Annotated in this window: 14 protein-coding genes and 2 pseudogenes; 11 read left to right on the forward strand and 5 right to left on the reverse strand. The window is 72.2% G+C overall.

Going from position 1 to position 16,412, the window contains the following annotated elements:
* The first annotated feature begins 123 nt into the window (after positions 1-123).
* The 4 genes from ddaH to DIZ27_RS25265 all read left to right on the forward strand — a co-directional run bounded on the left by ddaH (position 124) and on the right by DIZ27_RS25265 (position 6,105).
* Positions 124-936, forward strand: coding sequence for a dimethylargininase (gene ddaH, locus DIZ27_RS25250; RefSeq protein ID WP_181383682.1), 813 nt, complete (start codon positions 124-126; stop codon positions 934-936).
* Positions 933-2,159, forward strand: a complete 1,227-nt coding sequence (gene rocD, locus DIZ27_RS25255; protein WP_109380739.1) for an ornithine--oxo-acid transaminase — start codon at positions 933-935, stop codon at positions 2,157-2,159. The genes ddaH and rocD overlap by 4 nt, the downstream gene beginning before the upstream one ends.
* A gap of 172 nt (positions 2,160-2,331) precedes the next feature.
* A complete protein-coding gene (locus DIZ27_RS25260; protein WP_258308535.1) occupies positions 2,332-4,854 on the forward strand; it encodes a SpoIIE family protein phosphatase in 2,523 nt (840 codons plus the stop codon).
* A 24-nt stretch (positions 4,855-4,878) separates the two neighbouring features.
* Positions 4,879-6,105: a SpoIIE family protein phosphatase gene (locus DIZ27_RS25265; RefSeq protein ID WP_181383683.1), complete on the forward strand. Its 1,227-nt coding sequence runs from the start codon at positions 4,879-4,881 to the stop codon at positions 6,103-6,105.
* 27 nt (positions 6,106-6,132) lie between these two features.
* Here DIZ27_RS25265 and DIZ27_RS25270 read toward each other — a convergent pair whose 3' ends face one another.
* The 3 genes from DIZ27_RS25270 to DIZ27_RS25280 form a co-directional block, all read right to left on the reverse strand.
* Positions 6,133-6,588, reverse strand: coding sequence for an RpiB/LacA/LacB family sugar-phosphate isomerase (locus DIZ27_RS25270; protein ID WP_109380741.1), 456 nt, complete (start codon positions 6,586-6,588; stop codon positions 6,133-6,135).
* A 373-nt stretch (positions 6,589-6,961) separates the two neighbouring features.
* Positions 6,962-7,972, reverse strand: a complete 1,011-nt coding sequence (locus DIZ27_RS25275) for a cytochrome d ubiquinol oxidase subunit II (RefSeq protein ID WP_109380783.1) — start codon at positions 7,970-7,972, stop codon at positions 6,962-6,964.
* Positions 7,973-8,011: 39 nt separating this feature from the next.
* Positions 8,012-9,421, reverse strand: a complete 1,410-nt coding sequence (locus tag DIZ27_RS25280; RefSeq protein ID WP_109380742.1) for a cytochrome ubiquinol oxidase subunit I — start codon at positions 9,419-9,421, stop codon at positions 8,012-8,014.
* A 652-nt stretch (positions 9,422-10,073) separates the two neighbouring features.
* Between DIZ27_RS25280 and DIZ27_RS25290 the strand changes: the two genes are divergently transcribed.
* From DIZ27_RS25290 to DIZ27_RS25310, 4 genes are all read left to right on the forward strand, one after another.
* A complete protein-coding gene (locus tag DIZ27_RS25290; protein ID WP_109380744.1) occupies positions 10,074-11,096 on the forward strand; it encodes a zinc-dependent alcohol dehydrogenase family protein in 1,023 nt (340 codons plus the stop codon).
* A gap of 457 nt (positions 11,097-11,553) precedes the next feature.
* Entirely contained in the window at positions 11,554-11,766 is a 213-nt protein-coding gene (locus DIZ27_RS25300) for a hypothetical protein (RefSeq protein ID WP_109380745.1), read from the forward strand.
* Entirely contained in the window at positions 11,763-12,488 is a 726-nt protein-coding gene (locus DIZ27_RS25305; protein WP_109380746.1) for an SDR family NAD(P)-dependent oxidoreductase, read from the forward strand. Before DIZ27_RS25300 ends, DIZ27_RS25305 begins: the two co-directional genes overlap by 4 nt.
* A 12-nt stretch (positions 12,489-12,500) precedes the next feature.
* Positions 12,501-12,692 carry a hypothetical protein gene (locus DIZ27_RS25310; protein ID WP_109380747.1) on the forward strand — a complete coding sequence of 64 codons (192 nt, stop codon included), beginning with the start codon at positions 12,501-12,503 and terminating at the stop codon, positions 12,690-12,692.
* Positions 12,693-12,805: 113 nt separating this feature from the next.
* Here DIZ27_RS25310 and DIZ27_RS25315 read toward each other — a convergent pair whose 3' ends face one another.
* A complete protein-coding gene (locus DIZ27_RS25315; protein WP_109380748.1) occupies positions 12,806-13,951 on the reverse strand; it encodes a hypothetical protein in 1,146 nt (381 codons plus the stop codon).
* A 342-nt stretch (positions 13,952-14,293) separates the two neighbouring features.
* Positions 14,294-14,825, reverse strand: a pseudogene (locus DIZ27_RS25320) (YceI family protein).
* Here DIZ27_RS25320 and DIZ27_RS47360 point away from each other — a divergent pair.
* The 3 genes and pseudogenes from DIZ27_RS47360 (at position 14,752) to DIZ27_RS25330 (ending at position 16,412) form a co-directional block, all read left to right on the forward strand.
* Positions 14,752-14,919 carry a hypothetical protein gene (locus tag DIZ27_RS47360; protein WP_258308537.1) on the forward strand — a complete coding sequence of 56 codons (168 nt, stop codon included), beginning with the start codon at positions 14,752-14,754 and terminating at the stop codon, positions 14,917-14,919. The pseudogene DIZ27_RS25320 and the gene DIZ27_RS47360 overlap by 74 nt on opposite strands.
* A 78-nt stretch (positions 14,920-14,997) precedes the next feature.
* Positions 14,998-15,288 (forward strand): annotated as a pseudogene (locus DIZ27_RS25325) (MarR family winged helix-turn-helix transcriptional regulator); the annotation flags it as partial.
* A gap of 398 nt (positions 15,289-15,686) precedes the next feature.
* Positions 15,687-16,412, forward strand: a complete 726-nt coding sequence (locus tag DIZ27_RS25330; RefSeq protein WP_109380750.1) for a 1-acyl-sn-glycerol-3-phosphate acyltransferase — start codon at positions 15,687-15,689, stop codon at positions 16,410-16,412.

The raw sequence follows: 16,412 nt of genomic DNA on the forward strand, positions 1-16,412 counted from the left end.
GCAGCGGGAACACGCAGTATTCCTGCGTGAACACGCAACTCTCGTTCCTTGTCGCCCGCCCCGGTCGCTTCCTACCGTGGACTCACCCCTGATGACACCGCGTGGAAGCGGAGGCACCCCTCTGTGACCGGTCCCCGTGTGCCGTCCCCACGGCGCTATCTCGTCTGCGACCCCGGGCACTTCGCCGTGCGGTACGCGATCAACCCCTGGATGCGTCCCGACCGTCCCGTCGACGTCCCCCTGGCCCAGCGGCAGTGGCGGACGCTGGTCGACGTCTACCGCGCGCACGGTCACACTGTGGAGACCGTGCGGTCCGTGCCGGGTCTGCCCGACATGGTGTTCGCCGCGAACGCGGCGGTCGTCGTCGGGGGCCGCGTCCTCGGCTCCCTGTTCCTGGCGCCCGAACGGCGCCCCGAGTCCGTACCGTACGAGAGCTGGTTCAAGGCGGAGGGCTTCGACGTCCACCGTCCCGAGTCGGTGTGCGAGGGCGAGGGCGACCTGGTCCCCGCCGGGCGCTGGATCCTCGCCGGCACCGGGTTCCGCACCACCCGTGAGGCGCATCGGGAGGCACAGGAGTTCTTCGGCGTGCCCGTGATCAGCCTGACGCTGGTGGATCCGTACTTCTACCACCTGGACACGGCCCTGTTCACACTGGACGAGGAGAACATCGCGTACTACCCGGAGGCGTTCTCGCCAGGGAGCCGTGAGGTGCTGGCCCGGCTGTATCCGGACGCGGTGACCGCGACCCGCGAGGACGCGATGGCGTTCGGCCTGAACTCCGTCTCCGACGGGCGCCACGTGTTCATCTCCCCCGAGGCGACAGGCCTCGCCGCCCGGCTCACCGGCCGCGGCTACGTCCCCGTCCCCGTCGACCTGTCCGAGTTCCACAAGGCGGGCGGCGGGATCAAGTGCTGCACTCAGGAGATCCGCTCATGACCTCTGCCGTCCGTACCCGTTCGTCCGCCGAGCTGATCGGTGCGGAGCAGCCGGTCCTCGCGCACAACTACCACCCGCTGCCCGTGGTCGTCGCGAGCGCCCGGGGCGCGTGGGTGGAGGACGTGGAGGGCCGCCGCTACCTCGACATGCTGGCCGGCTACTCGGCGCTCAACTTCGGCCACCGGCATCCCGCGCTGATCGAGGCGGCGCACCGCCAGCTGGACCGGCTCACGCTCACCTCGCGTGCCTTCCACAACGACCGGCTCGCCGAGTTCGCGGAGCGGCTGGCGGCGCTGACCGGGCTGGACATGGTGCTGCCCATGAACACCGGCGCGGAGGCGGTCGAGAGCGCGGTGAAGGTGGCTCGCAAGTGGGCCTACGACGTGAAGGGCGTCCCGGCCGACCGGGCGACGATCGTGGTCGCGGCGGACAACTTCCACGGCCGGACGACGACCATCGTCAGTTTCTCCACGGACGAGACCGCACGCGCCGGTTTCGGGCCCTTCACGCCCGGCTTCCGGGTCGTGCCGTACAACGACCTCGCGGCGCTGGAGGCGGCGGTCGACGAGACGACGGCCGCGGTGCTGATCGAGCCGATCCAGGGCGAGGCGGGGGTGAACATCCCCGACGACGGCTATCTGGCGGGCGTGCGGGAGCTGACGCGCCGCGCGGGGTGCCTGTTCGTCGCGGACGAGATCCAGTCGGGGCTGGGACGCACGGGCCGCACGCTGGCCGTGGAACACGAGTCGGTCGTCCCGGACATGGTCCTGCTCGGCAAGGCCCTGGGCGGCGGCATCGTCCCGGTGTCGGCGGTGGTGGCCCGGCGTGAGGTACTCGGGGTGCTGCACCCCGGGGAGCACGGGTCGACCTTCGGCGGCAACCCGCTGGCCGCCGCCGTCGGTACGGCGGTGGTGGAGTTGCTGGAGACGGGCGAGTTCCAGCGCCGGGCGGCGGAGCTGGGCGTGGTGCTGCGCGGCGGGCTGGAGGCCCTGGTCGGCAAGGGCGTCGTCGGCTTCCGCTCGCGCGGACTGTGGGCGGGCGTCGACATCGACCCCGTGCTGGGCACCGGCCGGGAGGTGAGCGAGCGTCTGATGCGGGAGGGGATCCTGGTCAAGGACACCCACGGGTCCACCATCCGGCTGGCCCCGCCGCTCACCATCGGGGGCGAGGAGCTCCGGGAGGCCCTGGAGACGCTGGGGAAGGTACTGGGCCAGGGCGGCTGACCCGCCCGGACCCCGGCCACCGTCCCGTTCCCACCCGCCTGACCTGCGTGCCCGTGGTCCGGAGGGTGGGAACGGGCGTTTCCGGCCGGCGCCGGGAAGCCCCCTGCCCGGTTCCCGGGTGAAGATGGGAACAAGAGGTGGTAGACCACTCTCAGCGACAGAGAGGTCGGCCGTGGGCGGACACGAGGGCGGACACGAGGGACCGGACGTTGCCCGGCAGGGGTTCGACGTCGCCGACGCCGTTCCCCTGCTGCTCGATCCGCAGGGCGTCGTGACGAACTGGACCGGTCCGGCCGAGCGGCTGCTGGGGTATCCGGCGGCCGAGGCCGTGGGCAGGAAGCTGGCCGAGCTGCTCACCGCCGAGGACGCCGCGCGGGTGCCGGACCTGCTCGGGCGATGCCGGGCGGACGACGGCTGGGCGGGTCCGATGACGGCCCGGCACCGGGACGGGCGGCCGGTCCCCGTCATGGTCCGGATCATGCGGACCATGGAGCCGCGGGGCCGCTCGTCCCTGCTGGTGCTGCTGTCGGAGCTGACCGGTTCCGTCGGCCGGCGCATGAGCCGCTCCGCCGGCTGGGACATGAGCCGCGAGGTGCTCGAGCAGATGGTCTCCGGATCGTCGATCGGGCTCGCGATCGTGGACACGGACCTGCGGTACGTGTGGTCGAACACCGCTCTGGAGCAGTTCGGCGGCGGCCCGGTCCAGCGGCGGCTGGGCCTGCGGTTCGCCGACGTCCAGCCCGGCCTGGACGCCGATTCCGTCGAGGCGCAGATGCGCCACGTGCTGGAGACCGGCGAGCCGGTGGTCGGCCACGAGTACGTCGGCCAGGTCCGTTCGGCGCCGCTGCGCGAGACGGCGTACATGCTGTCGTTCACCCGGCTCGACGACGACCGGGGCCGCCCGATGGGCGTCCACTACAGCGTCGTGGACATCACCGAGCGGCACCGCGCCCGTCAGCGGCTCGCCCTGCTCGACCGGGCCGGCGAGCGCATCGGCCGCACACTGGACGTCATGCGCACCGCCCAGGAGCTGGCGGACGTCGCCGTCCCGGCACTCGCGGACTTCGTGGTCGTGGACCTGCTGGAGACGGTGGTGCGGGGTGCCGAGCTGCCGCCCGGACCGCCCGCGGAGACGGACAGGGTGCAGCTGCGCCGCGCGGGCCACCGGTCGCTGTACGAGGACCTGCCGCGGAAGGTCCTGGAGACGGGCGCGGTGACGAACTTTCTGACCGGTTCACCGCCGGTCCGCTGTCTGACCACGGGCCGGTCCTGGCGCCAGGAGCGGCTCGACCCGCTCGCCACGGAGTGGATCGACGGCACACCGGACGGCCGGAGGGCCACCTTCCTCGAGCTCGGTCTGCAGAGTGCGATGGTCGTGCCGATCCGCGCCCGGGGCATCACCCTGGGTGTCACCGGGTTCTTCCGGCGCCGCCCGGACCCCTTCAGCGAGGACGACCTGACCCTGGCCGAGGACCTCGTCTCCCGCGCCGCCGTCTGTGTGGACAACGCCCGGCGCTACACCAGGGAGCGCGACGCGACGCTCGTACTGCAGCGCAGCCTGCTGCCCCGTCGGCTCCCGGAGCTGGACGCCGTCGAGGTGTCGGCCTGTTACCGCCCGGCCGACGAGCTGACCGGCCTGGGCGGCGACTGGTACGACCTGATCCCGCTGTCGGGTGCCCGCGTCGCCCTCGTCGTCGGAGAGGTCCCCGGCCACGGCATCGCCGCCGCCGCGGCGATGGGCCGGCTGCGTACCGCCGTACGGACCCTGGCCGCGCAGGATCTGCCGCCCGAGGAGGTGCTCGCACACCTCGACGACCTGGTGTCCGGGTCGGCGCGGGAGGAGGGCGTCGAGCCGGACGAGCCGGAGGGGAGCTACGGCCAGGCCGTGGGCTCCGGCTGCCTGTACGTCGTCTACGACCCGGTCGACGGCCGGTGCGCGATGGCCTCCGCGGGCCATCCCGTGCCCGCCCTGGTGGCACCCGACGGCGCGGTCGGCTTCGTCGATCTGCTGCCGGGACCCCCGATCGGCGTGGGCGGCCCGCCGTTCGAGGCGATGGAGCTGTCCCTGGCCGAGAGCAGCACGCTCGCCCTGCACACCGACGGGCTGCTGACCGACACGGAGACCGGTTCGACCGCGGGTGGCCAGGAGCGGTTGCGACGGGTACTGCAGGGGGCCGCGCCCTCGCTGGAAACACGGTGCCGGGCCGTGGTGGACGCCCTGGTGCCGGTCCGCCCGTACGACGACGTGGCACTGCTGATGGCCCGTACCCGGCTCCTGGACTCCGACCAGGTGGCGGCCTGGGACCTGCCGCCGGATCCGGCCGTGGTGGCCGAGGCCCGCAGGACGGCCACCCGGCAGCTGACCCACTGGGGGCTGGACGAGCTGGTCTTCACCACGGAACTGATCGTCAGCGAACTGGTCACCAACGCCATCCGGCACGCCGGCGGCCCCGTCCGCCTGCGGCTGATCCGGGAGCGCGCGCTGGTCTGCGAGGTGTTCGACGGCGGCGCCACCACACCGCACCTGCGCCATCCCCGTGCCATGGACGAGGGCGGACGCGGGCTGCTGCTGGTCTCGCAGCTCGCTCAGCGGTGGGGCACCCGCTTCGTTCCCGACGGGAAGGTCATCTGGGCCGAGCAGTCGCTGACCGGACCGGGGGATCTTCCCCTCGGGACGGCCTTCCCCCCGGAATGACGCTCCCGTCAGGAGGCGGTGGCCATGACACGGACGGCGATCGACTACGCGGCGGTGTACCAGGCCCTGCCCGGCATGGTGGCGCTCCTCACCCCCGACCTGGTGTACGCGGATGTCAACGAGGCGTTCGTCCACGGGACCGGGAAGTCCCGGGAGGAACTGCTGGGCCGCTACCTGTTCGACGTCTTCCCGGACAACCCGAACGACCCGGGCTCCTCGGGCGCGCACAACCTGCACGCCTCCCTGCTGCGGGTCGTGGCCACCGGCGAGCGCGACACCATGGCCCTGCAGCGCTACGACGTCGAGAGCCCGGAGCGGCCCGGCGAGTGGGAGGCGCGCTACTGGAGCCCGGTGAACACATCGGTGCTGGGCGGCGACGGCTCCGTGGTCCTGATCGTGCACCGGGTCGAGGAGGTCACCGAGCTGATGCGGGCCCGCCACCGCGCGGGCGTCGACCAGAGCCGGGTCCTGGAGGCCGAACTGTACACGCGCGCCCGCGAGCTGCAGGAGCTCAACAACCGGCTGCGCCAGGCGCACGCCCGGGAGCGGCAGGTGGCACTGGCACTGCAGAGGTCCATGCTGCCCGCACCGCGGCAGGTGGGTCACCTGGCCGCCGTGCGCTATCGGCCGGCGGTGGGCGCGCTCAACGTCTGCGGGGACTGGTACGACCTGGTCGACCTGGTGCGCGGCCACCGTATCGGCGTGTCCGTGGGCGACGTGGTCGGGCACGGGCTGGAGGCGGCCGGCGTCATGGGCCAGCTGCGCAGCGCGCTCACCGCCACCTCCCGGGTCGCGACGGGGCCCGCCGAGGCGCTGGACGTCGTGGCGCGCTACGCCCACGTGGTCGACGGCGCCGAGTCGGCGACAGTGGTCACCACCTTCGTCGACTTCGACCGGCACACCATCGACTACAGCAGCGCCGGCCATCCCCCGCCGGTGCTGGTCCACCCGGGCGGGCGGGTGGAGTTCCTCGACCGGGCCACCGACCCCCCGCTCGACGCCCGTCCCGAACCGGTCCGCAGACCCGAGGCGACGACCACGTTCACGCCCGGGGCGACTCTCGTGCTCTACACCGACGGTCTGGTCGAACGCCGCCGGGAGGACATCGACACCGGGCTGCTCCGGCTCGCCGAGTCGCTGCGCCGCCACCGGACACGGGATCCGGAGTCGCTGGCCGACATCGTGCTGCGGGAGTTGCTGCCGCCCGGCGGCGCCACCGACGACACCGCGCTGGTCGTCGTCCGGCTGTGATGATCCGCCGCGGGACAGCGGTACGGCTCAGCCGGTGGGCCGGGCGTCGTCGAGCCGGTCCACCCGGTCCACGTTCTGCCGGTCGTCCGCGTCCTGCCCGGCCGCCCCGGCGAACCAGGCGTCGAGGATCTCCTTCAGCAGCGGCTCGGACGTCAGCCGCAGGCCGAGCGCCAGCACGTTCGCGTCGTTCCAGCGGCGCGCGCCGTCCGCCGTGTAGGCGTCCGTGCACAGGGCGGCCCGTACGCCCGGCACCTTGTTGGCCGCGATCGAGGCACCCGTGCCGGTCCAGCAGCACACCACCGCCTGGTCGGCGGTCCCCTCGGCGACGTCGCGGGCGGCCGCCTCGGAGCAGAACGCCCACCGCGAGTCGCCCCCGGGGCTCAGGGCGCCGTGCACACGCACCTCGTGGCCGCGCTCGCGCAGTTCGGCGAGCAGGGCCCGGGCGACGGGTTCGTCCATGTCGGAGGAGACGGAGATCCGCATGGGGCGAGCCTACTCGCGCGGGTGGTGACCGGTGGCGGCCGGGCGTCGCACGCGTCCCCGCCGCTCCCCCTGCTGACGGGCGCTCGGTGAGAACGCCCGAGCCGTGACCGGGATGCCGAACCCGGCCGCGATCCGCACGAGCGTGTCGTGCGTAGCAGGTACGTAGCAGGTACACGGCCTCGGTACCGGCGGAGTCGCATGTCCGACTGTCGCCGATTCGGCCGTGGTTCCGGCGTGACGGTCACGGAGTGCCGTCATCGGGCAGGCCCTTGACGGTGGCCGGGATCGGCCCCGTGCGTGGCGACGTCGTCCGAGCAGCAGCCGGGACGGCGACGCCCTTCCTCCAGCCGCACACCGGCGCAGGCACCTCGGTTCACCGCGACGAGTGCTGGTCGGCGGCTCCCCGCTGGAAGGTGGAGTACAGCAGCCACAGCGACGGGACGAGCACCACCGCTCCCACGCCCAGCGTCACGAGGACCGCCGACAGCACGGAGGCGCTCGCCGCGGCCTCGGTCACCGTGGTGCTGCCGACCAACAGGGCCGGGTACTGGGCCGCGCCCCACGCCCACAGGATGGCGGCGACCGCCAGGGCCGCGGCTGCGCGGGCGGCCACGAAGCGCTGCCGGGCCAGCAGACCGAGGCCGGTCAGACCGGCTACCACGCTGATGATCACCAGTGGCAGCGCGCGGTGGGTCAGTCCGTGGAACAACTCGGGGGCGTCCGCGTTCAGCACCGCGATGCCCGCGAGGGCCACGACGCCCGCTGTCAGGCCACTGACCACCGCGTCGCGGGTGAAGGCCACGGCGAGCTCCGGCCGTCCCTCCCGGTGCGCGTCGGCGCACAGGTACACCGCCGCCAGGTGCGCGCAGGTCACCACGGCCAGCAGCCCGCCCAGCAGCGACGTCGGATTGAGCCAGCTGGTGACCACGTCGCCTTCGGCGAGCCCCGGCGGAACGCGGCCGGAGGCGACACCGCCCGCCACCGTGCCGAGGAAGAACGGCGTCAGCAGCGACGACAGCGCGAAGCACGCGCCGAACAACCGCTGCTGCCACAGTTCGGTGCTCGCCTTGCGGAAGGCGAAGGCGGCGCCCCGGGCGATGATGCCCAACGCGGCGAGGGTGAGCGGGATGTACAGGGTGGACATCACCGCGGCGAACACCGGTGAGAAGGCCGACCACAGCATCACGACCACGAAGATCAGCCACACGTGGTTGGCCTCCCAGACCGGCCCGATGCTGTGCTCGATGAGCCCGCGCCGGGCCCGGCCGCGCTCGGCGCCGCCGGCCAGCAGGTCCCAGACTCCGGCGCCGAAGTCGGCTCCCCCGAACAGGGCATAGCAGGTCAGGCCCACCCACATCACGGCGAGCGCCGCGTCCGCGAGCACGGTCACCTCCAGGGGGTCGTACAACGGGCTGCGGGAGAATCACACGACGGGATAACCGGTGACGTCCTCCTCCTGCGGTGCGCGCGGCACCGGGGTGCCCCGGGCAAGGCGGCGCAGGACGTAGACGGTCGCGACGGTCATCGCGGCGTACACCACAAGCACCAGCCACAGTCCGGTCATCAGACCGGGAGCGGGGTTGACGGCATCGCGCACGCTCATCAGGCCCCACACGATCCAAGGCTGACGGCCCAGCTCCGTGACGGTCCAGCCGCATTCGAGGGCCACCACCGCGGCCGGGCCGCCGACCGCGGCCAGCGCCAGGAAGAGGCGGGGGGTGGACAGTTCGCCGCCGGTGCGGCGACGGCGCCACCACGCCCACAGCAACCACACGCCGAGGGCGAGCAGGAAGAAGCCGACGGCGACCATCAGGTCGAACGCCCAGTGCACGCCGGTGACCGGCGGATGCTGGGCGGGCGGCACACGATCGAGGCCCTTGACGACAGTGTCGGGATGGTAACCGATCAGCAGCGACAGCCCGTTGGGGATCTCCAGGCCGTACTTCAGCCCGTTGTCACCCGCGACGCCGCCGATCGTCAGCGGTACGTGCGAACCGGTGCGGTAGACGCCTTCGGCGGCCGCGAGCTTGGTCGGCTGGTAGTCGGCCAGGAAGCGTGCCGCCCAGTCGCCCACGACGATCTGGAACGGTGTCACGATCGCGCCCAGCGTGAACGGGATGAAGAACCCGGCCCGGTGGTAGGTGTCGCGGCGCCCGCGCAGCATGGCCACGGCGTACACGGCGGCGGTCAGGAACGACGCGACCATGAAGGCCGCCAGAATCATGTGCACGGTCTGCGGCGGGCTGGCCGGGTTGAGCATCGCCGCCCACGGATCGACGTCGACCACCTTGCCCTCGCGCAGGGTGAAGCCGCGCGGCTGGTTCATCCAGGCGTTCGCGCACACGACGAAGAACGCCGACGCGGTGCCCGCGATCACGATGGGGAGGCCGACCAGCAGATGGCGGCGGGGTGGCAGCCGGTCCCACGCGTACAGGTAGATGCCCAGGAAGATCGCCTCCACGAAGAAGGCGATGCCCTCCAGCGCGAAGGGCAGCCCGATCACCTGACCGAACCTTCCCATCAGGCCGGGCCACAGCAGTCCCATCTCGAAGCTGAGGATCGTGCCGGACACGGCGCCCACGGCGAACAGCACCCCCATGGCACGCGCCCAGCGGCGGGCCAGCAAACGGTGCGCCGGGCTGCCGGTGCGGATGCCGTACCACTCGGCGAGCAGCGTCAGCGCCGGGAGCCCGACGCCCAGACAGGCCACGATGATGTGCCAGGCGAGGGAGAAACCCATCTGCGCCCGCGCCGCCGCCAGATCGCCCTCCGACACCCGGTCGGCCGCGTATCCGACGAGCACCCACGGGCCGGTGAGCAGAGTGTGCGTCATGAAACCCGTCAGTACCCAGATCGGACGGTCGAAACCGGTATCCGGCGAAACGGCAGACCGAAGGTACGAAAGGCAGGTCGGGGGTGGTGATGACCCTCGGCGAGGAGACCGAGCAGGCCGTCACCGGTCGACCGCGTCGGGAGGGCACGGTCTGATCATCTCGGCGGCGATCCGCCCCGCGGCACGCTCGGTCGACACCTGCTCGACCTCGGCGAAGGAGGCCTCCCGCGACCTGGAGCTTCTCGGTTCCGTCGTCGTCAGCGTATGTGGCCGAGAGACGTCGTCACGTTGACGGGGTGTGAGCGGCCGGGGGGGCGTGCCGGGGCGTGTTGCGGCCTGGCCGGTGTGCCGGGTCAGGCCGCCCCGGCCAGGCCGGTGCTGCCGGTGACCTGTTCCCAGATGGTGAAGCAGAGCCTGTCCGCCCGCACGGAAAACCGGGTACCTGGGTGGTGCGGATCTCCTCCTGCCCGCGCCCGCGGCGGGGCAGGAGGAGAGCGCGGCCCTGGGCACAGGCCGCCTGGGCGGGTGAAACGGGTGACCGCGGGGCCGCCCGGCGGCGCCCTGCATTCTCTGCCTCGGTACTCGGCCTTCCATGGTCGGGAACCCCTGGGTCCGCCCCTCGACCGATCACAGCAGGTAAGGAGCAGCAGCCATGCGCGGTGTCGTGATGCGCGCCCCCGGGGATGTCCGGGTGGAGCAGCGCGAGGACCCGGGGATCGTCTCACCGACGGACGCGGTGATCCGCCTGTCGGCGACCTGCGTGTGCGGGTCGGACCTGTGGCCCTACCGTGGGATCGAGCCCGTCCGGGGCCCGGCCCCGATGGGCCACGAGTACGTGGGCGTCGTGGAGGAGGTCGGCGGCGAGGTGACGAACATCAGGCCCGGCCAGTTCGTGGTCGGCTCGTTCTTCGCCTCCGACAACACCTGCGAGATCTGCCGGGCCGGCTACCAGTCCTCCTGCGTCCACCGCGAGCCCATGGGCGCGCTCGGCGCCCAGGCGGAGCGGCTGCGCGTCCCGCTCGCCGACGGCACCCTGGTCGCCACCCCCGGCATTCCCGACGACGACCTGGTCCCCAGCCTCCTGGCCGCCTCCGACGTGCTCGGCACCGGCTGGTTCGGCGCGGCGGCCGCCCAGGCCGGTCCCGGCAAGACGGTCGCGGTCGTCGGCGACGGCGCGGTCGGTCTGCTCGCGGTACTGGCCGCCCGGCGGCTCGGCGCGGAGCGGATCATCGCCATGAGCCGCCACGCGCCGCGCCAGGAGCTCGCCCTGGAGTACGGTGCCACCGACATCGTCACCGAACGCGGCGACGACGGCGTGGCGAGGATCAAGGAACTGACCGGCGGGCTGGGCGCGCACTCGGTCATCGAGGCGGTCGGCACCCAGCAGTCGATGTGGCAGGCCATCGGTTCCACCCGCCCCGGCGGGCACGTCGGCTACGTGGGCGTCTCCCACAACGTGGCACTGGACGGTCAGAAGTTGTTCTTCTCCCACGTGCACCTGCACGGCGGCCCGGCCCCGGTGCGGCAGTACCTGCCCGAGCTGATCGACCTGGTCTGGAACCACCGGATCGATCCCGGCAAGGTCTTCGACCTCGCCCTCCCCCTCGACCGGGCCGCCGAGGCCTACCGTGCCATGGACGAACGCCGCGCCATCAAGACCCTGCTGCAGGTGTGACCCCGCTGCCGAGCCGCTTGCCCGCACCCCTCCCCTCGGTGGAGCCGGGGCGAGCGGCTCATAGGGGCGCCGTCCTCGACCACGCGGCCGCGGGCATACGCATCGACGCCGTCTGCCCCGGCATCATCGGCACCGAGGTGATCCGCCGCTTCGGCGACAGCCGGCCCGGCGGCCGCGAGGGACTCATCGCCGACGAACCCGTCGGCCGCCTGGACAAGCCCGAGGAAATCGCCTCCCCATGCTGTGGCTCTCCTCCGAGGGGGCCGCCTTCAGCACCGAAACCGCCCTCGTCGTCGACGGCGGCCGAACCGTCTGAAACAGCCCGCCCTTGCTCCTCTCATATCAACTGCGGCCGGTCAGGAACCCGTCCGTATCACCGAGACCGGGCAGTCCATGAACAGCCGGCTGGGCAAGCGTCGCCGACAGGCCCCGCACCCCCGACCATCCGGGAGAGATCGTGGAACTCGTTACACAGCAGTCCGCCGTCAAGGCCCCAGCCAACCGGTTCACCGGCGACGTCCTGTTCGAGGACGTCCGGAATCGCACCGAGCCGACCGTCCATGCGACTCTCGGCGTGACCACGCCTCTGGCGACGATGCGAGCGGCACTCGCGCCCGAGGTCGCGGCACCCACCGGAACCTCGCGTGCCCGAGGGACGGTGCGATCGTGAGTCGGATCCTGGTGACCGGTTCGGCAGACGGTCTCGGACGTGCCGCGGCGGATTCCCTGTTGTCCGCGGGACATGACGTGGTGGTGCACGCCCGGAACCGGGAACGCGCGGCGGTCCTCGACGCGCTGGTCGACCGGGGGGCCCACCTCGTGGTCGGCGATCTCACCGAGCGTGACGCCGTACGGCGCATCGCCACAGAGCTGAACGACGCGGAGCCGCTCGACGCGGTCATCCACAACGCCGGCGTGTGGAGCGGACCGGCGGTCATGCCGGTCAACATCATCGCACCGTACCTGCTCACGACCCTGCTGCGCGGGCCGCGCCGACTGGTGTACCTGAGCAGTGGCTCGCATTTCGGTGGGCGCCCCTCGCTCACCGGGGTCGACTGGCGGGGCGAGAGCGCAGGCTCGTACTCCGACAGCAAGCTGTTCGTCACGACGCTCGCGGCCGCGGTGGCTCGCCTGCGCCCCGGAGTGCTGAGCAACGCCGTGGATCCGGGCTGGGTACCGACGAAGATGGGCGGACCGCACGCACCGGACGATCTCGAGCTCGGCCATCAGACGCAGGAGTGGCTCGCCTCCGGCGACGACCCCCAGGTCCTGACCACCGGCGGGTACTGGTACCACCGCCGGCGACTGCAGCCGCACCGCGCAGTCCACGACGAGGCGTTCCAGGACCACCTCCTGCAGGCGCTGGCCGAGGAGACGGACACCACCCTCTGAGCAATCAGGAGAGTGATCGACGATCTCAGGCTTGACGTCGGCCACCAGGCCCACCACAACGAGCACCGGCCCCACCAGGCCCGCGACCAGCTACCACCCAACGCTCAGGAGCACCCCGCCGCGGCCCACCACCTCAGCAGCCGCAGACTGCTGTGCACCCGGGTCCTCGGTGATCTCATCAACGAGTACAGAAACGCCGCCTGATCTGTGGCGATGACTTTTCGAGCGGCACACGGTGCCGCCCCGCCGCTGCACCGAGCCGGTCCACCGGCCGTCCCGGCAGGACGGGTGGGCCTGCGAGACGGCGGGCCGGGCGGTCAGAAGCGGGGGAACCGGGTGGTGGGCRCGCTCTTCGTCATCGGCGTCACCGGGGCCATCGGCTCTGCTGCCCCGGCGCGGTCCAGGTCGGACAGGAGCCGTTCCGCGTCGGTGACCAGCGATCCGTAGATGTGCCAGGCTCCGGGTTCGSTCAGGGCGCCGCGTGCCACGAGTCCGGTCATGCGGTCATGCCAGCCCTGGGCCTGGTCGAGCGCGGTGCGCAGCCGTCTGCCGGCGTCGGCGTGCTCCGGATCGGCCGCCCGGCTCCCTTCGGCGAAGTCCTGCACGGCCTGTCCGGCCAGCTCGAGCGTCCGGGCGTACTGGTCGGTGAACGACTGTCCCAGGCGGAAGTCGTCCCGGGGGGCGTCCACGGTGTCGACCAGGGTCCGGGCGATCCCKCGCACCTGCAGTGATATCCCGTGCAGGACGAGGAGCGCATGGCCGCCGGTTCCGGGCCGCCGGGGCCCGTGTACGGAGCAGCGGAGGTTCCAGCGCAGGCTGTCCTCGGCCAGCCGCACCTGGTCCTGCGCCTCGGCGATCTCCACCTCGAGCTGGCGCGCCCTCGACAGCCAGACCCGCGCGTGGCCGGCCCGCTGGTGCTCGCGCAGGCCGCGGCCCATGTCGCACAGCAGCAGGCTGGTGGCCCGGGCCAGCCGGCGCACCGCGGCACGGGAGTCGTCCACGTACACCGGAGGCAGGATCAGGGCATGGGCGGCCGTCCCTACGACTGCCCCGGCCGCGGTGGCCAGCGCCAGGAGGACGAGGTCACGCACCGGCATCGCCGCTACGACGGCCAAGGTGACCAGCGCGGTCGAGGCGACCTGAAGATGGTCGTCGAACATCCGGCGTCCGCGGGTGGCCAGGACGACGGCGAGGACCACCATGATGCTTCCGGCGGTGGGACCCAGCCACCAGGCGGTGGCGATGGCCAGGGCAGCCCCCGCCACCTGGACGGCGATCCGGCGCGCGGCCTCGGTCACCGAGTGGTGCACCGTCGAGGTGTTGACCACGAGCAGGGCGGTGGCGACGGCCAGGAACTGGGGCCGCCCCTGCCCCCACGGGGCGSTCGCCTGCCAGGCGAGCAGCGCGGCGRTCAGGTTCTTGCCGCCGTGGGACAGGAGGCGCCCGCCCTGGCGGGCGGCCACGGATCTGAYCAGGCGCGCCAGCGCCGGCCACCCGGGAGGCGGGGTCGGCGGCCTCCTCCCCGAATTGGTTGAATGTTGCACGAAATGCAGAATGCCATTTTCCGCCGGGTTTGACCAGTAGCACCCCCACAGCCCGACGGGGGCGGGCCATGCCGGTCGCGGCCGGCCGGGCGCAGTGCCGCGAGCGGCGTGTCGGCGGCCACAGGCCGTCGATGAGCCCAGGCGACGGCCACCCGCGCACCGGCGCCCTGTCAACAGGGCGGACCACCTCGCCCCTCCGGGAGCCGCCGCCGGCCGCCCCACTTCCCCGCCCGGACCGGCCCCCGCACGCGGAGGCGGTGGTCAGGCGGCGCGGATCGCGGAGACGTCGAACTCCAGCTTCACCTTCTCGCCGACCAGCACGCCGCCGGTCTCCAGCACGCTGTTCCAGGTCAGGCCCCAGTCGGTGCGGTCGACCGTGGTGGAGCCCTCGAAACCGGCGCGCTCGTTGCCGAAGGGATCGGTCGCCGTGCCGGTGTGGGTCAGGTCCCAGGACGACCGGGCGGGTGACGCCCTTGATGCTCAGGTCGCCGGTCAGGCGGTAGGTGTCCGCGGAGAGCTGCTGCACGGAGGTGCCGCGGAAGGACAGTTCGGGGTGGGCCTCGACGTGGAAGAAGTCGGCGCTGCGCAGGTGCTGGTCGCGCTGCTTCTGGCGGGTGTTGAGGCTGGCGGCCTTGAGGGTCACGTCGGCGGTGGAGCGGCCGGGGTGCTGGCCGTCCAGGTACAGGCGGCCGTCGAAGTCTTCGAAGGTGCCRCGGACCTTGGTGATCATGGCGTGCCGGGCGACGAAGGCGATGCTGCTGTGCGCGGGGTCGAGGGTCCAGACGCCGGTCAACCGGGCGATGGCCGGGGCGGAGGCCGAGTCGGAGGCCGGGGCGGGAGCGGTGGCGCGGCGGGTGAGCAGGCCCATGGGGGCGTCCTTCAGGTAGGGAGATGTTTTCCGCCCTCCAACATGTTGAGCTTTAAATTAATTCCGGGGGCCTGCATTCTCGACGCTCCGGCTCAGCGAGCTCGCGACCGTCGCGAACATGACGCTCTCCCACCTGTCGCGTGTCGTGTCACGCCTGGAGAAGGCCGGCTGGGTGCGGCGCGTCCCGGACCCCACCGACGGCCGGTACACCCTCGCCGGGCTGACCGACGAGGGGTGGTGCAAGGTCGCCGCCGCGGCGCCCGAGCATGTCGACGCCGTGCGTCGTTACGTGTTCGACAGCCTCACGCCCGAGCAGCGGCGAGCCCTCGGCGAGGCGGCGGCCCGCATCGTCGAGGCCCTCGACCCGCCGGGGTTCGCGCGGGCCTGAACCGCCGGCCCGAAGCAGGGCGATACCGGGATCCGATCCCGCCCTCGCCGAAATCCCCATCCGCCATGCTGGGAGCCGGTGCGCGGGGAGCACCCGAACGCGATGCAGCCGGCAAGGGGGCCTTCCCCCGTTCGGTTGTGTCGTTGCGCACCGGTGCGACGGTTGACACGACGGCGCACAGCGAAGGCACCTGACCGGCAACCATGCGAGGCAGGCACCTCGGACGCCGGCACCTCACGGCTGACGAGATGTCAGTAAAGTCGGCGAAGGGTCAGCATGTGCCCGGTCGAACGCGGTTGCAGATGCCTGCGGATGCGCGTGGGCCGACACCCTGGATCATAGACTTGACCTGCGAAAACCCCGAGCCGAAGCGGACCTGGTGAAGTGAGGAACGAGCCGTGTTCTACTACTTTCTCAAATACGTGCTGCTGGGCCCGCTGCTGCGACTGGTCTTCCGGCCTCGAATAGAGGGCCTGGAGCACGTGCCGTCGTCCGGTGCCGCCATCGTCGCCGGCAACCATCTGTCGTTCTCGGACCACTTCCTGATGCCCGCGATACTCAAACGGCGCATCACCTTCCTCGCCAAGGCCGAATACTTCACCGGCCCCGGCGTCAAGGGCCGGCTGACGGCGTTCTTCTTCCGCAGCGCGGGGCAGATCCCGGTCGACCGCTCCGGCAAGGACGCCGGGCAGGCCGCGATCCGGGAGGGCCTCGGAGTGCTGAGCAGGGGGGAACTGCTCGGTATCTACCCGGAGGGCACCCGGTCGCACGACGGGCGTCTCTACAAGGGCAAGGTCGGGGTCGCGGTGATGGCCCTCAAGGCCGGCATCCCGGTGATCCCCTGCGCGATGATCGGCACCTTCGAGGCGCAGCCGCCCGGGAAGGTCCTCCCCCGCATCCACCCGGTGGTGATCCGCTTCGGCAAGCCCCTCGACTTCTCGCGCTACGCCGGCATGGAGGACGAGAAGGCGATACTGCGCGCCGTCACCGACGAGATCATGTACACCATCCTGAGCCTGTCCGAGCAGGAGTACGTCGACCAGTACGCGGCCGTCGCCAAGGCGGAGGACGCCGAGCGCAAGGCGGCGGAGAAGCGCCGGCTGCCGCGGATGCCGCTGAGCTGA

It is taken from the genome of Streptomyces sp. NWU339 (genome assembly GCF_003143855.1).
Lineage (GTDB): Bacteria > Actinomycetota > Actinomycetes > Streptomycetales > Streptomycetaceae > Streptomyces.

What these genes read in the sequence shown, in the direction of transcription:
- rocD (WP_109380739.1), top strand. Translation starts at nt 933, where the DNA reads ATGACCTCTGCCGTCCGTACCCGTTCGTCCGCCGAGCTGATCGGTGCG.
- DIZ27_RS25265 (WP_181383683.1), top strand. Translation starts at nt 4,879, where the DNA reads ATGACACGGACGGCGATCGACTACGCGGCGGTGTACCAGGCCCTGCCC.
- DIZ27_RS25270 (WP_109380741.1), bottom strand. Translation starts at nt 6,588, where the DNA reads ATGCGGATCTCCGTCTCCTCCGACATGGACGAACCCGTCGCCCGGGCC.
- DIZ27_RS25280 (WP_109380742.1), bottom strand. Translation starts at nt 9,421, where the DNA reads ATGACGCACACTCTGCTCACCGGCCCGTGGGTGCTCGTCGGATACGCG.
- DIZ27_RS25290 (WP_109380744.1), top strand. Translation starts at nt 10,074, where the DNA reads ATGCGCGGTGTCGTGATGCGCGCCCCCGGGGATGTCCGGGTGGAGCAG.